The organism is Pseudomonas sp. NUPR-002 (genome assembly GCF_056322725.1).
In genome coordinates this window covers 2,540,912-2,557,991 of sequence record NZ_CM150476.1, presented here as the reverse complement: position 1 = coordinate 2,557,991, position 17,080 = coordinate 2,540,912, and the positions used below count along the sequence as shown (strand labels likewise).

General features: G+C 59.4%; 16 protein-coding genes and 1 pseudogene. 9 read left to right on the top strand and 8 right to left on the bottom strand.

Annotation, left to right across the window (positions count from 1 at the left end):
• Positions 1-5 precede the first annotated feature (5 nt).
• The gene (locus tag ACVWSC_RS11695; RefSeq protein ID WP_442113788.1) at positions 6-791 is read right to left on the bottom strand and encodes an aminoglycoside phosphotransferase family protein; all 786 of its coding nucleotides are present in this window, start codon (positions 789-791) and stop codon (positions 6-8) included.
• A 130-nt stretch (positions 792-921) separates the two neighbouring features.
• Between ACVWSC_RS11695 and ACVWSC_RS11690 the strand changes: the two genes are divergently transcribed.
• On the top strand, positions 922-1,362 hold the full coding sequence (locus tag ACVWSC_RS11690; protein ID WP_442113787.1) for a bifunctional diaminohydroxyphosphoribosylaminopyrimidine deaminase/5-amino-6-(5-phosphoribosylamino)uracil reductase RibD: 441 nt from the start codon (positions 922-924) through the stop codon (positions 1,360-1,362).
• A gap of 71 nt (positions 1,363-1,433) precedes the next feature.
• Here the strand turns inward: ACVWSC_RS11690 and ACVWSC_RS11685 are convergent, their stop codons facing one another.
• Positions 1,434-2,840 carry a heavy metal sensor histidine kinase gene (locus ACVWSC_RS11685; protein WP_442114293.1) on the bottom strand — a complete coding sequence of 469 codons (1,407 nt, stop codon included), beginning with the start codon at positions 2,838-2,840 and terminating at the stop codon, positions 1,434-1,436.
• Entirely contained in the window at positions 2,840-3,517 is a 678-nt protein-coding gene (locus ACVWSC_RS11680) for a heavy metal response regulator transcription factor (RefSeq protein WP_442113786.1), read from the bottom strand. The genes ACVWSC_RS11685 and ACVWSC_RS11680 overlap by 1 nt, the downstream gene beginning before the upstream one ends.
• 294 nt (positions 3,518-3,811) lie before the next feature.
• Between ACVWSC_RS11680 and ACVWSC_RS11675 the strand changes: the two genes are divergently transcribed.
• The 8 genes and pseudogenes from ACVWSC_RS11675 (at position 3,812) to ACVWSC_RS11640 (ending at position 12,557) form a co-directional block, all read left to right on the top strand.
• A complete protein-coding gene (locus ACVWSC_RS11675) occupies positions 3,812-5,590 on the top strand; it encodes a copper resistance system multicopper oxidase (RefSeq protein ID WP_442113785.1) in 1,779 nt (592 codons plus the stop codon).
• 14 nt (positions 5,591-5,604) lie between these two features.
• The gene (locus ACVWSC_RS11670; RefSeq protein ID WP_442113784.1) at positions 5,605-5,922 is read left to right on the top strand and encodes a hypothetical protein; all 318 of its coding nucleotides are present in this window, start codon (positions 5,605-5,607) and stop codon (positions 5,920-5,922) included.
• A complete protein-coding gene (locus tag ACVWSC_RS11665; RefSeq protein ID WP_442113783.1) occupies positions 5,912-6,817 on the top strand; it encodes a copper resistance protein B in 906 nt (301 codons plus the stop codon). The genes ACVWSC_RS11670 and ACVWSC_RS11665 overlap by 11 nt, the downstream gene beginning before the upstream one ends.
• 9 nt (positions 6,818-6,826) lie before the next feature.
• Positions 6,827-7,441 (top strand): annotated as a pseudogene (locus tag ACVWSC_RS11660) (c-type cytochrome); the annotation flags it as partial.
• Positions 7,442-7,725: 284 nt separating this feature from the next.
• On the top strand, positions 7,726-9,027 hold the full coding sequence (locus tag ACVWSC_RS11655; RefSeq protein WP_442113782.1) for an OmpP1/FadL family transporter: 1,302 nt from the start codon (positions 7,726-7,728) through the stop codon (positions 9,025-9,027).
• A 58-nt stretch (positions 9,028-9,085) separates the two neighbouring features.
• Positions 9,086-9,754 carry a DUF3313 domain-containing protein gene (locus tag ACVWSC_RS11650; RefSeq protein WP_442113781.1) on the top strand — a complete coding sequence of 223 codons (669 nt, stop codon included), beginning with the start codon at positions 9,086-9,088 and terminating at the stop codon, positions 9,752-9,754.
• A 112-nt stretch (positions 9,755-9,866) separates the two neighbouring features.
• On the top strand, positions 9,867-11,888 hold the full coding sequence (locus ACVWSC_RS11645; protein WP_442113780.1) for an alkyl/aryl-sulfatase: 2,022 nt from the start codon (positions 9,867-9,869) through the stop codon (positions 11,886-11,888).
• Between the two features lie 156 nt (positions 11,889-12,044).
• A complete protein-coding gene (locus tag ACVWSC_RS11640; RefSeq protein ID WP_442113779.1) occupies positions 12,045-12,557 on the top strand; it encodes a hypothetical protein in 513 nt (170 codons plus the stop codon).
• A gap of 810 nt (positions 12,558-13,367) precedes the next feature.
• Here the strand turns inward: ACVWSC_RS11640 and ACVWSC_RS11635 are convergent.
• The 5 genes from ACVWSC_RS11635 to ACVWSC_RS11615 form a co-directional block, all read right to left on the bottom strand.
• Positions 13,368-13,982: a cytochrome P460 family protein gene (locus tag ACVWSC_RS11635; protein ID WP_442113778.1), complete on the bottom strand. Its 615-nt coding sequence runs from the start codon at positions 13,980-13,982 to the stop codon at positions 13,368-13,370.
• 116 nt (positions 13,983-14,098) lie between these two features.
• A complete protein-coding gene (locus ACVWSC_RS11630) occupies positions 14,099-14,929 on the bottom strand; it encodes a helix-turn-helix domain-containing protein (protein ID WP_442113777.1) in 831 nt (276 codons plus the stop codon).
• Positions 14,930-14,949: 20 nt separating this feature from the next.
• Positions 14,950-15,864, bottom strand: a complete 915-nt coding sequence (locus ACVWSC_RS11625) for a YeeE/YedE thiosulfate transporter family protein (protein ID WP_442113776.1) — start codon at positions 15,862-15,864, stop codon at positions 14,950-14,952.
• 21 nt (positions 15,865-15,885) lie between these two features.
• Complete coding sequence (locus tag ACVWSC_RS11620) at positions 15,886-16,380, bottom strand: YkgB family protein (RefSeq protein WP_442113775.1); 495 nt, start codon at positions 16,378-16,380, stop codon at positions 15,886-15,888.
• A gap of 130 nt (positions 16,381-16,510) precedes the next feature.
• Complete coding sequence (locus ACVWSC_RS11615) at positions 16,511-17,026, bottom strand: carboxymuconolactone decarboxylase family protein (protein ID WP_442113774.1); 516 nt, start codon at positions 17,024-17,026, stop codon at positions 16,511-16,513.
• Between the last annotated feature and the right edge of the window lie 54 nt (positions 17,027-17,080).

Genomic DNA, 17,080 nt, shown 5'->3' with positions numbered 1-17,080 from the left:
CGCTCCTACAGTGCTGCGGCCAGTTGCGCTACAGCGAGGGTATGGCCGATCTCAATCTGGTCTTCAAGCTTCCAGGCTATCGACAAGCCTGTCCAGGCAAGTATCCATTGCAGCAGTCTTTTGCGATCGATGCCAGAAACCTGGGCAACGCTCTCAACCCTGCGCGCGAAACACCCCGGTGCAAGCGCGCTTTCGCCATCAGGATTGCAGAACAGGTTGGCGTAATCAAAACCCCGCTCGCCATATAACCCTTTGGGGTCAATCGCCAGCCAGCCAGACGGGCCGAAATCCAGCACGTTTTCATGGTGGATGTCGCCATGTAATACCGCGACATCGCGCGGCGCGGCCAACAGTTCACGGGCGGTGGCGGCACTGTGCGCCAGCAGGCCTCCCTGGCTGGCGGCCGCACGCCACAACGAATCGAACCATTGCTCCAGCGGCACCAAGGCAGGCAAGGGTTTGCTGCGAGGTGCATGCAAGCGGGCCGCCACGGCACAGAGGATACGCGTGGCCTGATCGTCCTGGCCGCCTTCAACCATGCGCAACAGCGAGTTTGAGCCTTGCGCACGCACCATCAGCAAGGCCTCGCCATCCTGGGCCAACACTGGCGCCGCCCCCTCTCCCGCCCACCAGGCCATGAGCAGACTGCCTGCTTGTTCCTCGGGTTGTTGCGAGACTTTCAGCATCGCCGCCACACCGTGTTGGCGAACCGGCAGCAGATGGCCGTTCAGCGAGGTGAACGCGTCACCGTCCTGGGTGAGCGCCCAGCGTTTCAAATATTCATCGAACATACATCATCCGGTAGGAGCGGGCTTGCCCCGCGATCGGGGTGTCACCATACCACGCGGGCCGTCGTTTCCGGCCATCGCGGGACGCTGGCACTGTATGCTGTCGACACCACTTCACTGCCAAGGACCCGGTATGTCGTTTCCCCGCGCGCAACAAGACAAACTGCTGATGAGCCAGGCGCTAGACCAGGGAAGACGCGCACTCCCCAATTGCCTGCCTAACCCGCCAGTAGGCTGTGTCATCGTCCGCCATGGTGCCGTGATCGCCAGTGGCTACACACAAGCGCCGGGAAGCTATCATGCCGAAGCGATGGCGCTGTCCCAGCTGGAGAAAGGGCTCGATGAGCTAACGGCTTATGTCACGCTGGAGCCCTGCTCCTTCGCAGGCCGAACGCCATCATGTGCCTTGGCGCTGGTGAATGCAGGGGTTGCCCGTGTGCATGTGGCGATGCTCGACCCTGATCCGCGCAACAACGGCGCAGGTATCGAACTACTGCGCCAGGCCGGCATTGAAGTCACCGTCGGCCTGCTCGAAGATCAAGCCCACCAAGACCTGCAACCCTATCTCCTGTAGGAGCGGGCTTGCCCCGCGAAGCGACGTGACTGACAGACCGCATTCGCGGGGCAAGCCTGCTCCTACCTCGGTCAGATGCCTAGGGCAATCACCCTGCCCCGCGATAGCGCCGGAAAAACAAGGTGAAACGTGGTCATGCCCTCAATCGAGGTGCACCAGATCTTGCCTTGGTGCGCCTCAACGATGGATCGCGTTATGGCCAGCCCCAGCCCCGCATTACTGGGTGCCCCTTCCCGCCTGGCCCGGTCGACCCGGTAGAAGCGATCAAAAATCCGGTTGATGTGCTGCGGGTCGATGCTGGCGCCGCCGTTGCTGATGGCGAGGGTCACGTTATCGGCGCTTTGCTCGATGCGCGCCGCTATCTCGTTGCCTTGCGCGGTGTAACGCAAGGCATTGGAAAGAATGTTGGAAACAGCCCGGTCGATCATCAGCCGGTCGCCACGGACACTGCCTTCACCTTCAAGGGTTAACCGTATGTCGCGATCCTCAGCCAGCAACTGGTAGTAGTCGAACAGCCTGGACACCCGCTCTTCAAGTTTGATCTCGACTTGCTCGGGCATGATCAGGCCGTTGTCGGACTTGGCGAGAAACAGCATGTCGTCGATCATCCGCGACATGCGTTTGAGGTCTTCCAAATTCGAGTACAGGTTTTCCTCGTACGCATCCGGATCGCGCTTCTTCGACAGCACCACCTCGGTGTGCGTCAGCAGGTTGCTGACCGGGGTGCGCAGCTCATGGGCGATGTCGGCCGAGAAGTTGGACAGGCGCACAAAGGCATCCTCCAGGCGTGCAAGCATGGCGTTGAACGACAAGATCAGTTCTTGCAGCTCAAGGGGCACAGGCTCCAGGGGGATACGCTCTTGCAGTGACCTGGCCGACATGGACGTCGCAACCCTGGTGATCTGCTGAACCGGACGCAGCCCACTCTTGGCGACCAACCAGCCCAGGCCGGCACTGACCAAGGCGCTGATCACCAGACCGATTGCAAACCATCGCTGCAGGGTTGCAAAGAAATGCGCATGGCTGGTGATGTCGAGCATCAGCATGACGGTAACAGGGCCTGGCACGCCCTGGATCTGGACGTGAGCGGTGACGCCGCGAAAGTTGCGCGCACCGTCTTGCCAATCCCACAGGGTTTGCTTGTCAGCACGCTTGAAACGCTCAGGGATCGGCAAGGCATCGGCTTCTGCAAACAGTACAGTGCCCTGTGCATCGAGAATGACCGCACTCAGGTCCTGGTGTGCACCCAGCAATGCGCGCAGTTGCGGTTGCAGCGCTTGCAGCCGCGCGCCAGGGGCCTGGATCGAGAGCATGTGGGTGGCCGACGTCAGCTTCTCGGTCAGCGCCTGTTCATCGAGCATGCGAAAGTGACGCTGGGCCAGCATGTTGAAGCTGATGCCCGCCACCACCAGTACCGCGATCACCGCAAACATGATCATCAGGGTCAAACGCTTGGCCAGCGAAGACCGGGCCAACATCACTCAGCAACATCCATCATGTAGCCCATGCCGCGGGCGGTGTGGATCAGCTTCGGCGCGAAGTCATCATCGATTTTGGCCCGCAGCCGCCGTATCGCCACTTCGATGACGTTGGTGTCGCTGTCAAAATTCATGTCCCACACCTGGGAGGCGATCAGTGACTTGGGCAGGACTTCACCGCGACGGCGCATCAGCAGCTCAAGCAGTGAGAACTCCTTGGCGGTCAGGTCGATTCGCTTGCCGTTGCGGGTCGCACGGCGCTTGAGCAGATCGACTTCAAGGTCGGCCATCTTCATGGTGGTTTGCGTTGATGAGCCGCTGCCGCGCCGCAACAGGGTTCGCACCCGCGCCAACAGTTCCGAGAAGGCAAAGGGCTTGATCAGATAGTCATCGGCGCCCAGCTCAAGCCCTTTCACCCGGTCCTCCACGCCATCGCGTGCAGTCAGGAACAACACCGGCACCTCTTTGCCCGCCGCACGCACCAAGCGCAGCACTTCCCAGCCATCCAGCCCGGGCATCATCACGTCGAGAATCAGCAGGTCGTAGCTTTCGCTCAGCGCGTATTGAAGGGCATCGATGCCGGTGAGGACGCGATCTACAACGAAACCTGCCTCCGTAAGGCCCTGCTGCAAATAGGCCCCGGTTTTCGGCTCATCCTCAGCGACCAGTAGTTTCATGTGCTCCGCCCCCAAAGGTGTACAGCCCCCAGTGTGCAGCAAAAAAACCACCTAACCAGAACCTGACACAAAAGTAATGTGGGCATCAGATAGCTGTCAGGCAAACCGGCGCGAGCACCTTACAGAACTGTAATGTCGGGCTCAGCTGTTTGAAAGCGCAGGCTCGCTAAGGTGGCCCCAAGCCTGCAGCCCTCGGGGCTCACAAGGCTTGGGGCAACCCCAAGGAAACCGGGACCTGCGACGTCGAGCAGCCCTGGATATCAGCGAATTACCTGACTGACTGGACACTACGGCATGCACAGCACAACCACGAGACGAACCTTCGTCAAAGGCCTGGCCGCTACTGGATTATTGGGTGGATTGGGCCTGTGGCGCACGCCGGTCTGGGCGGTGACCAGCCCGGGCCAGGCGAATGTGCTGACAGGCACTGATTTTGATCTGTACATCGGTGAGCTGCCGGTCAACATCACCGGCGCCGCTCGTACGGCAATGGCGATCAACGGCTCCCTGCCCGGCCCGGTTCTGCGTTGGCGCGAAGGTGACACCGTCACCCTGCGGGTTCGCAACCGCCTGCAAGAGGACACCTCGATTCATTGGCACGGCATTATTCTGCCGGCGAACATGGACGGTGTGCCGGGCCTGAGCTTCCACGGCATCGCCCCCGATGGCCTGTATGAATACAGGTTCAAGGTTCAGCAAAACGGCACCTACTGGTACCACAGTCATTCCGGGCTGCAGGAGCAGATCGGGGTGTACGGTGCGCTGGTCATCGATGCCAAGGAGCCCGAGCCGTTCACTTACGATCGCGACTATGTCGTGCTGCTCAGCGACTGGACCGATGAAGACCCTGCCAGGGTGCTGTCCAAACTCAAGAAGCAATCGGATTACTACAACCTGCACAAACGCACCGTTGGCGACTTCGTCAACGACGTCAGCGAGATGGGCTGGTCGGCGGCACTCGCAGACCGCAAAGCCTGGGCCGAGATGAAAATGAGCCCGACCGACCTGGCCGACGTCAGTGGCTACACCTACACCTACCTCATGAACGGCCAGGCCCCGGACAGCAACTGGACGGGGCTCTTCAAGCCCGGCGAAAAGCTCCGCCTGCGCTTTATCAACGCGTCGGCCATGACCTACTTCGATGTGCGCATTCCTGGCCTGAAAATGACCGTCGTCGCCGCCGACGGACAGCACGTCAAACCGGTGAAAGTCGATGAGTTCCGCATCGCGGTAGCGGAAACCTACGATGTCATCGTCGAGCCGGACGACGCACAGGCCTACACCATTTTCGCCCAGAGCATGGACCGCACCGGCTACTCCAGGGGCACGCTGGCCGTGCGTGAAGGTCTGCAAGCGCCGGTACCGGCCATTGACCCGCGTCCGCTGATCGCGATGAGCGATATGGGCATGGACCACGGCAGCTCGGGCGGGATGGACCATGGCGGCATGGCGGGTATGGATCACAGCAAGATGGCCGGCATGGATCACGGCAGCATGGCCGGCATGGACCACAGCAGCATGGCCGGCATGGGCAGCATGAATAGCGGGATGCAGACTCACCCGGCGTCCGAGACCGACAACCCCCTGGTCGACATGCAAACCATGACCCCGATAGCCAAGTTGAACGATCCGGGAATGGGGCTGCGCAACAATGGCCGTCGCGTACTGACCTATGCCGACCTGCGCAGCACCTTTATGGACCCGGACGGACGCACCCCGGGGCGTACCCTCGAGCTTCACCTCACCGGGCACATGGAGAAGTTCTCCTGGTCGTTCGACGGCATCAAATTCTCAGACGCCGAGCCCCTGCGCCTCAAGTATGGCGAGCGTCTGCGTCTCACCCTGGTCAACGACACCATGATGGCCCACCCCATCCACCTGCATGGCATGTGGAGCGACCTGGAAGATGAAGACGGTAACTTCATGGTGCGTAAACACACCATCGATATGCCGCCCGGCTCGAAACGAAGCTACCGCGTGACAGCGGACGCTTTGGGCCGTTGGGCCTTTCACTGCCACCTGTTGTTACACATGGAAATGGGCATGTTCCGAGAAGTCCGCGTAGACGAATGAACTGGAGAATCGACATGAGCAAAGCAATCAAACCAAGCGCCTTTTTCTTCACCGCCGCCATGGCAGGCCTGATGGCTGTGTATGCCCCTTCGACCTGGTCGGACGAAAATCATCAGCAGCATTCGCAACATGCGACTGAAGCAAAAGCCGGCGCCCAGGGTAAGCAAGCCCAAGGGATGAATCATCAAGGCATGGATCATGGCGCGATGAAGGGCATGAACCATGACGCCATGAAAGGAATGGACCATGGCTCGATGCAGGGCATGGACCACAGCAAAATGATGGAATCACAGGGCAGCGACAACGCTAAGGCAGGGAAAGATGGTCAATAGCCTGACACGACCGTCGCTGCTGGCGTTGACGGTGGCCTTCAGCACACTGGCTGCAGCGCCAGGCTTCGCGGCGGAACAAATGGACCATGCAGCGATGGGCCATGGCAGCATGCAAGGGATGGATCACAGCGCCATGGATCATTCGAACATGAACCACGGCGCGGTTGATACCCCCACCAAAGCCAGTCGCACGCCGATTCCGCTACTGACCGACGCCGACCGCAACGCCGCGTTTCCGCCGCTGGCGGGTCACCAGGTTCACGACAGCGCCATCAACGGCTTCTTGTTGCTCGACCAGCTTGAATATCAGGATGCCGACGAAGGTAGCACCCTGGCCTGGGACGCTTCGGGGTGGATGGGTGGCGACATCAACCGCCTGTGGATGCGCTCCGAGGGTGAGCGCACCAATGGCGTGACCGAGGACGCGGAGCTGCAGCTGCTGTACGGGCGGGCCATCGGTCCCTGGTGGGATGTGGTCGCGGGCGTACGCCAGGACTTCAAACCTGAGTCACCGCAGACCTGGGCAGCGTTCGGTGTGCAAGGCATGGCGCTGTACAGCTTCGAAGCTGAAGCCACTGCGTTCATTGGCGAGAATGGCCAGTCTGCCGCGCGCCTGGAAGGCGAATACGACATTCTGCTGACCAATCGCCTGATCCTCCAGCCAATGGCCGAAGCCAATTTCTATGGCAAGAACGACCCCGAACGCGGCGTGGGTTCCGGCCTCGCCAACACCGAGGTCGGGCTGCGCCTGCGCTATGAGATCGTGCGTCAGTTCGCACCTTACATCGGCGTCACCTGGAGCCGTTCCTATGGCAAAACCGCCGACCTGATTCGTGACGAAGGTGACGATGTCGATGAAGCGCGTTTCGTTGCCGGTATCCGCATGTGGTTTTGAGAGCCTGACATGAAAAAAACAATAACAACACTCGTGGTAGCAGGCGCCGTAGGCAGTGCGGCCGTGTTGGGCGGCGCGTATTTCGGCCTGGTCAATGTCGGCGCTGATGACCCGCACTTTCCGGCCGTGCATGCCTTCCTCGCCATGGCGCGGGATCGTTCTATCGCGGTGCGTGCACGCGATATCGAGGTACCGAATCTAAAAGATGAAGCGCTGATTCGCACCGGCGCCGGTAACTACAACGCCATGTGCATTGGCTGTCACCTCGCCCCCGGGGTCGAAAAGACCGAGCTCAGCCAGGCGCTGTATCCGGCACCGCCCAACCTCGCCAAAGTCGGCGCAGGCGACAACCCCGCCGTTGCCTTCTGGACCATCAAACACGGGATCAAGGCCACCGGCATGCCGGCCTGGGGCAAGAGCATGGGGGATCAGTACATCTGGGGGGTTGTCGCGTTCCTAGAGCAACTGCCGCAGATGAATGCCGAGCAATACCAAACCCTGGTAGCCAGCAGCGGTGGCCATCAGCACGGTGGCGGGGAAAGCACGATGCACAACCATGAAGGGCAGCACAGCAGCCCTGCGGCTAAAACGCATGCGCACAAAGAGGGGGCGGAACACAGCCATTGAACTTGTGGGGCGGTGATGTGACTTGTTCTCGCGATTGCGGTGTATCAGTCACATGGTATCGCGGGGCAAGCCCGCTCCTACGGTGGGGAAATGAGCAATGAAACGCATTTTCCTCACACTTGAAGTTGCGCTCTGCACGATCACTACTAGGCTCTTGCTAGTCGTAGTTGGGCTGGGCGTACCGTTAAACAGTACTTGATGATATCAAGACAATAGCAAAAACCATCGGGCGCCCATGCCTTGGAAGTGCTGCAATTTTTACATTCAGCAGGGGAAGCTCGATGAGTAACACGTGTACACGTAGCGCGCGTATCTGGTGTGCGGCAGTTTTCAGTTCGGGGCTGGGACTGTTGAGTCTGAATGCTAACGCCGGTGGCCTGTTCATCTATGAGGCCGGCCAGGAAGGCGCCGGATTGGCCAACGCAGGCGCTGCCGCACTCGCTACCGACCCCAGTGTACTGATGAGCAACCCGGCCGGGATCACCGAACTCAAGGGCACACAAGTCAGCGCCAATGCCCAGGTGATTCTTGGTCACATTCGCTTTTCTCGTGATGACAACAACCAGTTCGACGGCAACGAGGGCGGCAATGCCCTGCAGTGGCTGCCGGGCTCGAGCCTGTTTATCAGCCATCAGCTCGATGAGCGTTCGGCCGTTGGCTTTGGCATGTACGGCAACTTTGGCCTGGCGCTGGATTATGACGATGACTGGGCCGGCCGTTACTTCAGCCAGGAAACTGCGGTGATCGGCGTGTCCTTTCAGCCAACTATTGCTCACCAGTTCACCGACCAACTTTCGGTCGGTATCGGCCCACGCATTGTGTACGGTTACTACCGCGACGAAGTTGCCATCAACAATAACCTGCTCGGCCTGCGCGACAGCCCGGATGGGCAACTGGAATACAAAGACACCGACATAGGCACCGGGGTCAACCTTGGTTTGCTCTACAAGTTCGACGAGCGCACGCAAGTCGGTCTGGCCTACACCAGCAAGGTCAAGTTGGAGTTTGAAGACAGCCCGGACGTGCGCAACGTCAGTAACCCGATCATCAATGCCGCCCTGCGCCGCCTCGACGTCGACTCACTGGAGCTGGACATGAATGTCCCGCAGACCGTGCTGTTGAGCGTGGCACATCAGCTCGATCCGCAATGGAAGTTGCTCGGCAGCCTGGGCTGGCAAGAATGGAGCGACTTCGGCCAGATCGGCGTAGAGGTCGATGCCAATGCCGCCGGTGTCGACCGCACGGTAGACCGCCAGTACAAAGACACCTGGCACGCCTCGCTCGGGGCGCAGTACCAGGCCACCAAACAACTGCGCTGGAGCATGGGCCTGGGCTATGACAGCTCGGCGGTAGACGACAAAGACCGCACCGTTGACAACCCCATGGGCGAAGCCTGGCGTTTCGCGACCGGGGTCAATTACCAGCTTGAAGAAGGTCTCGATCTGCACGTCGCTTACACCCTCGTGTGGTTGGGAGACATGGACGACGAACAGACCAAGTCGCGTTCCGGAACCACCCTCTCCGGAACCTACAAGGATGCCGCGCTACACATTATTGGTGGCGGCGCGACCTGGCGTTTTTGAATCGGATAACACCGTCTCGACCTGATTCTGTACGGGATTGACCACAAGGAGTTACACCATGAAGTTGAAGCCGCTAGCGGTCGTATTGTGCCTGGCCACATTAGGGATGGCAGGTTGCAGCAGTAAATACGTAGCACCCGAGGAGTACTCCGGGTTCCTGAAAAGCTACCAATTGCTCAAAGAAGAAAAGTCGCCCTCTGGCGAAGCAGTGATGCGCTGGATCAAACCAGGCGTGAACGCCAGCCAGTTCACCAGCGTGTTTATTGAACCAAGCCAGTTGTATCCAAAACCGCAACCCACCGAGAAGGTGCCGCAGAAAACCCTGAACGGCATCACCACGTATTACGATCAATCGCTGAAAACCCAGTTCGCCAAGGCACTACCGCTTGCCAGCGGCCCCGGGCCACGGGTGTTGGTGGTACGTCCGGCGATCACTGCGGTCAGCGCCAAGACCAAGGGCCTGCAACCGTATGAAGTGATCCCGATTGCCCTGGTAGCCGCCGGCGTCAGCGCGGCCACAGGTATCCGCGATCAGGACACCAGCATCGCCACCGAAGCGGCGTTCCTTGATGGCGGCAGCAACGAAGTGGTCGCTCAGGTGGTACGCAAAGGCGCGGGCGCCGAGCTGGACAACTCCTCCCAGGTCATGAGTGCCAACGATGCCAAGGCAGTGATCGATGGCTGGGCACGTGACATGGTCAAGTCGTTCGAGGCGCTGAAGAAATAGGTCGCAATCGCGACCCCACTGTAGATCCCCAACCTTCTGCACTGTGAGTACAGTGCAGAGCGCTGGCGGTTACCTGCAAGGGTACAGCGCATCGTTGAACAAGGAGTTTGAAATGAAAGCGATCGTCCAACCCTCGACCCTACGGGCTGACAACGCATCAGCCGGAATCTGGAAACTCAGCACCTCGGTCCTGCTCGCCGCTGCCATCGCCATGAGCAACCACGCCTGGGCCGCCGAAGCGCCCAAGCCCGCCACCGAGGCCACCAAGGCGGCCAACGACGCGCTGCTCAAGGAATTGCCGTTCAACGATAAAACCTCGTTCGAGCTGGCGCACAAGGGCTTCATCGCCCCGCTGCCGTCCGAGCCGATCAAAGGCCCCAGCGGCAACATGATCTGGGACCCGAACAAATACGGTTTTATCAAGGAAGGTGAAACGGCACCGGCCTCCACCAACCCAAGCCTCTGGCGTCAGTCGCAACTGATCAACATCTCCGGCCTGTTCGAAGTTACCGATGGCATCTACCAGGTGCGTAACTACGACCTGTCGAACATGACCATCGTCGAGGGCAAGGACGGCATTACCGTCTTCGACCCACTGATTTCCAGTGAAACCGCCAAGGCTGCGCTGGAGCTGTACTTCAAGCACCGCCCGAAAAAGCCGGTGGTGGCGGTGATCTACACCCACAGTCACGTCGACCACTACGGCGGCGTGCGCGGCGTTGTCGACGAGAACGACGTCAAGGCCGGCAAGGTCAAGATCTACGCTCCCAAAGGTTTCCTTGAGCATGCGGTGGCCGAGAACGTCATGGCCGGTACCGCCATGAGCCGTCGCGCCAGCTACATGTACGGTAACCTGCTGCCGCCGAACGAAACCGGCCAGTTGGGCGCGGGCCTGGGGACCACCACCTCCGCCGGTACCGTGACCCTGATCCCGCCGACCGACATCATCGAAAAAACCGGCGAGACCCATGTAATCGACGGCCTCACCTACGAGTTCCTCTACGCGCCGGGCAGTGAGGCGCCGGCCGAGATGCTCTATTACATCAAGGAGAAAAAGGCCCTGAACACGGCCGAAGACTCCACCCATACCCTGCACAACACCTACTCGTTGCGTGGCGCGAAGATCCGCGAGCCACTGCCGTGGTCCAAGTACCTCAACGAGGCGCTGAAGATGTGGGGCGACGACGTCCAGGTGATGTACGCCATGCACCACTGGCCGGTCTGGGGCAATAAGGAAGTCAAAGATCAGCTGTCGTCGCAGCGTGACATGTACCGCTACATCAACGACGAAACCCTGCGTCTGGCCAACAAGGGGTACACCATGACCGAAATCGCCGAGCAGGTGAAACTGCCCAAGTCGATTGCCAACCGCTTCTCCAACCGCGGCTACTACGGCTCGTTGAACCACAACGTCAAGGCCACCTACGTGCTGCACCTGGGCTGGTTCATCGGCAACCCTGCGACCTTGTGGGAGCTGCCACCGGATGAACAGGCCAAGCGCTACGTCGACATGATGGGCGGTGCCGATGCCGTGCTGAAAAAGGCCAAGGAATACTACGACAAGGGTGATTACCGCTGGGTGGCCGAGGTGGTCAACCATGTAGTCTTCGCCGACCCGAGCAACCAGGCGGCGAAGAACCTGCAAGCCGACACGCTGGAGCAACTGGGTTACCAGGCCGAGAGCGGCCCATGGCGCAACTTCTACCTGACCGGTGCCCAAGAACTGCGCAACGGCGTGCAGAAGCTGCCAACGCCAGACACCGCCAGCCCCGACACCGTCAAGGCGATGGACCTGGACCTGTTCTTCGACTTCCTGGCCATGCGTTTGAAAGGGCCTGAGGTGGGCGACAAGCACATCACCCTGAACCTGGACTTCACTGACCTCAAGCAGAAGTACACGCTGGAGATGGTCAACGGTGTACTCAACCACACCGAAGGCATGCAAGCCAAAGACGCCGATGCGACCATCACCCTGACCCGTGACACCTTGAACAACATCATGCTCAAGCAGACCACGCTCAAGGATGCTGTCAGCAAGGGCGACGTGAAGATCAACGGCAACGAAGGCAAGCTTGAGGAGTTGATGAGCTACATGGACAACTTCGACTTCTGGTTCCCAATCGTCACGCCCTAACGTGCCTACTGATGCTTGATTGCATCTCGGCAAGCCATTGGCAATAAGTCGGTGGCTTGCCTCTTTGTTTAATACAACGGTGACAACCCTGGATTGGATACCCAGCCTCTATTTGTCCCGGCGAAGCCACGCTAACCTCAATTGAAGGGCATCACTATGAGCACGCTGATACACAAGCTCAAACATGAATTCATGAAAGTCCTTCCGCCCACGATCTTCTTTTTCATCATTTTGCATATTGTGGCCCTTATTCGCGGGCTGATGATCAAGGGCTCGGGGGTTGATCTTCCCGTCTCGGCTTCAGTACTGATCGCATCCATGATCCTCGGCAAATCGGTATTGGTCGCGGATATGCTGCCCTTCATTAACCGCTTTCCTGACAAACCGTTGATTTGGAATGTAACCTGGAAGACGCTGATGTATGCAGTGGTCGCGCTGGTTGTGCACTACTTGGAGCGTCTGTACGAATACTGGAAGGAAGCACCCAGCCTCGTGGATGCGAATTCGCTGCTGTGGTCTTCAATGAACTGGCCACGCTTTTGGGCAATACAGATTCTGCTCATCACGTTGATCTTCATGTATTGCGTGATCGCGGAGTTAGCACGTGTCATTGGCCGTGATCGACTGAAGGTGATGTTCGTAGGCCCGCTTGCGCCAATGCAACGTTAGAACTTCAAAAGCTACGGATCAAAGGTTTCGGATTCTACCGGCGGGGTTGACCAAATCTCTTTCGGCGCTGATCGGGGGCAGGATTGGTTTTGGCTTTGGCTTTGAGGGCTGGGGGCTTATCCATTTGATGGGGTGGCTGGGCTGGCCCCTTCCGCCCTTACGGCGGCCTACTTTGCTCTTGGGCAAAGTAGGCAAAACCGCTCGCTCCTGCATCCGGCCCTACGCTTCGCTCCGGGTCCCCTCGCTCCGGCGACTTCCAGGCCCGCGCGGCCTACGACTTGCTACGCAAGTCTACATCTCGCGCCTTCGGCTACGCCGAAGGGTGCTAACGCACCTGGCCCTCCAGTCACCTACACTCAGCCTCCTGAAGTCGCAGACCGTGGCGCCTGAACTAACGCGCGCACAAAGCAAGAGCAAAACAACAAGCCACAAGCGTACAGACCATCCAAGCCGCCACTAGCGAAGCTAACACCAGCCCGGGCGCCGCCCGTAACTTAGCGACTTCAGGAGGCCGAGTGGAGGTGACTGGAGGGCTTGTCACGGTGGGAGCGGGCTTGCCCCGCGATCTGGCGCGATACAGCAAATCGCGGGGCAAGCCCGCTCCCACCGGTAGGGCCGGATGCAGGAGCCAGCGGTTTTGCTTACTTTTTCCAAGAAAAAAGTAAGCCGCCGTAAAGGCGGAAGGTGCCAGCCCAGCCACCCCATCAAATGGATAAGCCCACAGCCCTCAAAGCAAAAGCAAAAGCAAAATCCAACCCTTCCCCCCGACAATCCGTGAAGAGCCATTTTCAATATGAGCGGCTGCATCCGTCATTGCGGTAACTTCAACAGCGTGGGATACCCGCGGGAGAATACCCAATCCGACGCTTTGGCGGGTACATGGCAACCCAGGCACGTCGTCTGGAAACCTTTCGAGACATTGATCTTGGGTGCCTTGGCTTCAAACAGTGCCCAGCCCCACCCTTCGGCCCAATGGGTATTGCTTTGGAAACGCTGCTGGCGATCTTTGACCATCACGAACCACACCGAAGTCTGCCCGGCCCACTGTGCCAAACCTGTCGTTTGAGCGCCTTGTTCTACGTTGCGAATCTCCTTGACCAGTACCGCCCCATCCGGAAACTCACCGGTTGCGCGGTAGGCCTCGACAACCTCGGGCTGCGTGTAGACATCGTGGAAGCCAAAGCCAGGTGCCTGTTTGTCACCCACTACCCAAGAACCAAGGTGGCTCCAGGTCTTGCGAAAGTCGACCGGCAAACTGATCTTCCCTTTGTCATCCACATAGTGGCTATAGGTGTGCTCGGCGAGGCTCATGGCATTGGCCTGGGCGTGGTACGCGCGAAGGTGCTCGGCACCCTCTTCAGCAAAAGCAGTCGCGGTGACAGTGCCTGCAATCAATAAGGCTGTTGCCTTTAAAAGGCGTTGCATGGTGGTACTCCCCAATTCAGTGAATGTCCTGTTTCACAGGCATGGCGCAATTCTAGGGAGCCACGTTGCTGCCTCGGCGGCAGCGCGTCTGCAATGCACAACAGTACGTCCAGTACTCACGCCTGGATGACTACCTGCTGTAGCCATTGGCTGGGACTGCTGCCTACCTTGCGCCGAAAAGCCCTGGCCAACGCCGATGGGCTCTCGTAGCCCACCTCATCGGCGATCAAGGCAATAGGCCGACCTTCACGCAAGCGCTTTTGCGCCAGGCTCACACGCCACTCCAGCAGGTAGTCCGCCGGGGAAAACCCCACCACTTGACGAAAATGCGCTGCGAAGCTGGCTCGCGACATACCCGCGATGTTGGCAAGCGCCGCAACCGACCAGCTCTTCTGGGGGGCTTCGTGGATCTGGTTGAGGGCCCGGGACAGGCGTATGTCTGCCAAGCCAGCCATCAGCCCGCAAGGCAGCTCGCGCCGGGTCATGATGTGGCGCAGCAATTGAATGACCATCAGCTCGAACAAGCGATTGAGCACCAGCTCGCGCGCCGCCTCCTGGCCTGTCGCCTCCTGGAATATCCAGTCAAGGCAACCACTCAGGCTCGGGAGTTCGCGCAACGGCCTGATGATGTAGTCCGGGAGAGCGCGGGACAACGGATTGTCGATGCCGCCGTCAAACTGCAGGGTCGCGCAGACCAGTTCAGCCCCGCCGTCTTGTAACGCGCTAAGCCGATAGGCATTGGGCCGTACAATCAACATCAACCCGGGCTCTTCGAGGTGGAACACCCGCCTGGCTTTATCCTCGAAAGTGACACGCCCTGCCCGCAGCAAATGGATATACCCGCACGGTACCTGGCCGCTGTACGCTGACGTACCGCAAAAGCCACCTTGATGGTAGGTGGCCGCGTGAAGGTTGAAATGATTCAGGACGATGTCGAGAGTGCTCATGAAGCTCCTCGTTGCACAGTTCAAGTGGGGGGGCGACAACAACGCCTGACACCCAGGGCTGCAAGGATGCCCACGACAATCGCCAATAAAGGCAGGCTCGAAACAACGTTGAGGGTTGGAAACACCAGCAGCATCTGTGAATCGTTACCCCCCAGCATCATGGAGGCGCCACCGCCCATCAGTACTCCCGACAGCAAATGTCGACTCGATGCGGCCAACCGGATTGCTTGCCATCTGAAGGTCTTGCGGTACACAGTAAAGCCAAGCATGCCCAGCAGCAGTGCCGCAAACACCGCCAGGCGCTGGCCACTGATCAACCATTGACCCGGCGTCCACACCCATTGCGCCAGATCGTAGAAAAAATCACTGGGTGTCCATAAAGGTTCAAGGCTGTAAAGCGCACGGGTCAAGGTACCCAGCAGCATGCTGGCCAACACCAGGCGTCGATCGCCGTGAGCCCGCACCAGCACCAGCAATACCAACAGCAAAATACCCAGGGTCAGCCCGTAATGGAGACTGGAGATCTCCGGCAAGCGATCGATCTTGTATTCAGGCTGCCGATTGAGGCGGTGCCACAACAGGATACCGAGCACCCAGCCGACAATGGTCAGCGTCAGGTTGAGGTCACCGCGGGTGATTCGAGTCAAGGTGCCGAGGCTGCAGCCGCCGTTCAAAACCGAGGCGACACCGAACAGCAGGCCGCCAGTCAGCAGCGGCCAATAGCCGATACCCGGCGAAAACAATGGCTGGCTGATGCCGAGCCGCTCATACAGCGGTGCAAGCAGCAGCCCGAACAGACCGCACGACAGCAGTGCCACAAATAACGTCGGTCGCCCTTGCAGCAACAGCTCGCAGGCTCTGACCAGGCACAACCCCATGCGCTGCGCTGTCCAGCCAATCAGCAGCGCCAGAATCAAGGCAAATAGCACAGTCACCTCACCCGCCCGATCAACGGCTCAGGCGACAGCCGGGGCGTGCTGCGGCACTCGAAAAACGCGCAGCAGGCTGTGTTTGAGGAGCACGAGTGAAGCCGCCAGCAACACCACGTCCTTGAGCAGGAAACCCGTCGCGCCGCCCATGGCAGGAAACCCGCCCGCCGACGCCTCCCAGGCACCGGGCGTGGAGAAAATCAAGGTAAGAGTAGTCAAGTACGTCGCCACGGACCCCGCCGATGCCAGCACTGAAATCCTTGCAAACCAGGCACCGAGCACCAGGCCCAGCCCTATCGACCATTCCGCAACGCCCAGTGCGTAGCTGGCACCTTGAACACCGAACACGGTGTGCATCCATCCCAGGATCGGGCTGTTGCCAATCAAGGGCTGCAGCGCTTGTGCCTCGTAGGGGAACCATTTGGCGTAGCCGAACAGGGCAAAAATCACAACGAGCGCCCAACGGGTGAACTTGATTTCAATGTCACTGCGCAGCAGGCCAGCAAGTGCGGACGGGGTCATAGTAAATTCCTGGATTGCAAAGGAGGGTCAATTGACTGAGTGGCTAGGCATGGATTTGTTACAGCACAGTGGTATGGCCACTGCGAAATTGCAGCGGCCAGCGCCTGCCGTGGTTTATCTGCCAGGCGCATCAATCCACGGCGGGAAAGTCCAGTTCAGTGTTGGCCACGTTGTTGAGATAGTTGGTGAAGGTGGTAGTCGCGACCAGGGCAATGACGTCGACGATCTTGGCGTCGCTCAAACCTGCCTCGCGGGCGTCATGCAAATCACGTTCGGTGACGCGCCCTCGCAATTCGACAACCTGGCGAGCCAACACCACCACCGCATCCAGGCGCCCCTCACGAGCACGTGTGATGTCGCTCGCATCCAGGCCGGCTTTACCGGCAAACAAAACGTGCGCCGCGAGGCAGTAGTCGCAACCATTGACCTGCGAAACGGCCAAGGCAACGGCCTCTCGCTCACGGGAAGTCAATGTCGACTTCTGCAGCGCCTGAGAAAGGGCCAGGTAACCACCCAATGCGGCGGGCGAATGAGCCATCGTGGCAAACACGTTCGGCACAACACCGAACGCTTTGTGCAGGCCCTCCAAATGGCGACGAGAGGACTCGGGAGCCTGTTCCGAGTTCAGGGCAGTAATACGCGTCATGGTGAGTCTCCGGTAAGTTGGTTGGGGCTTGATCAACCCTGGAGACATAGTGGA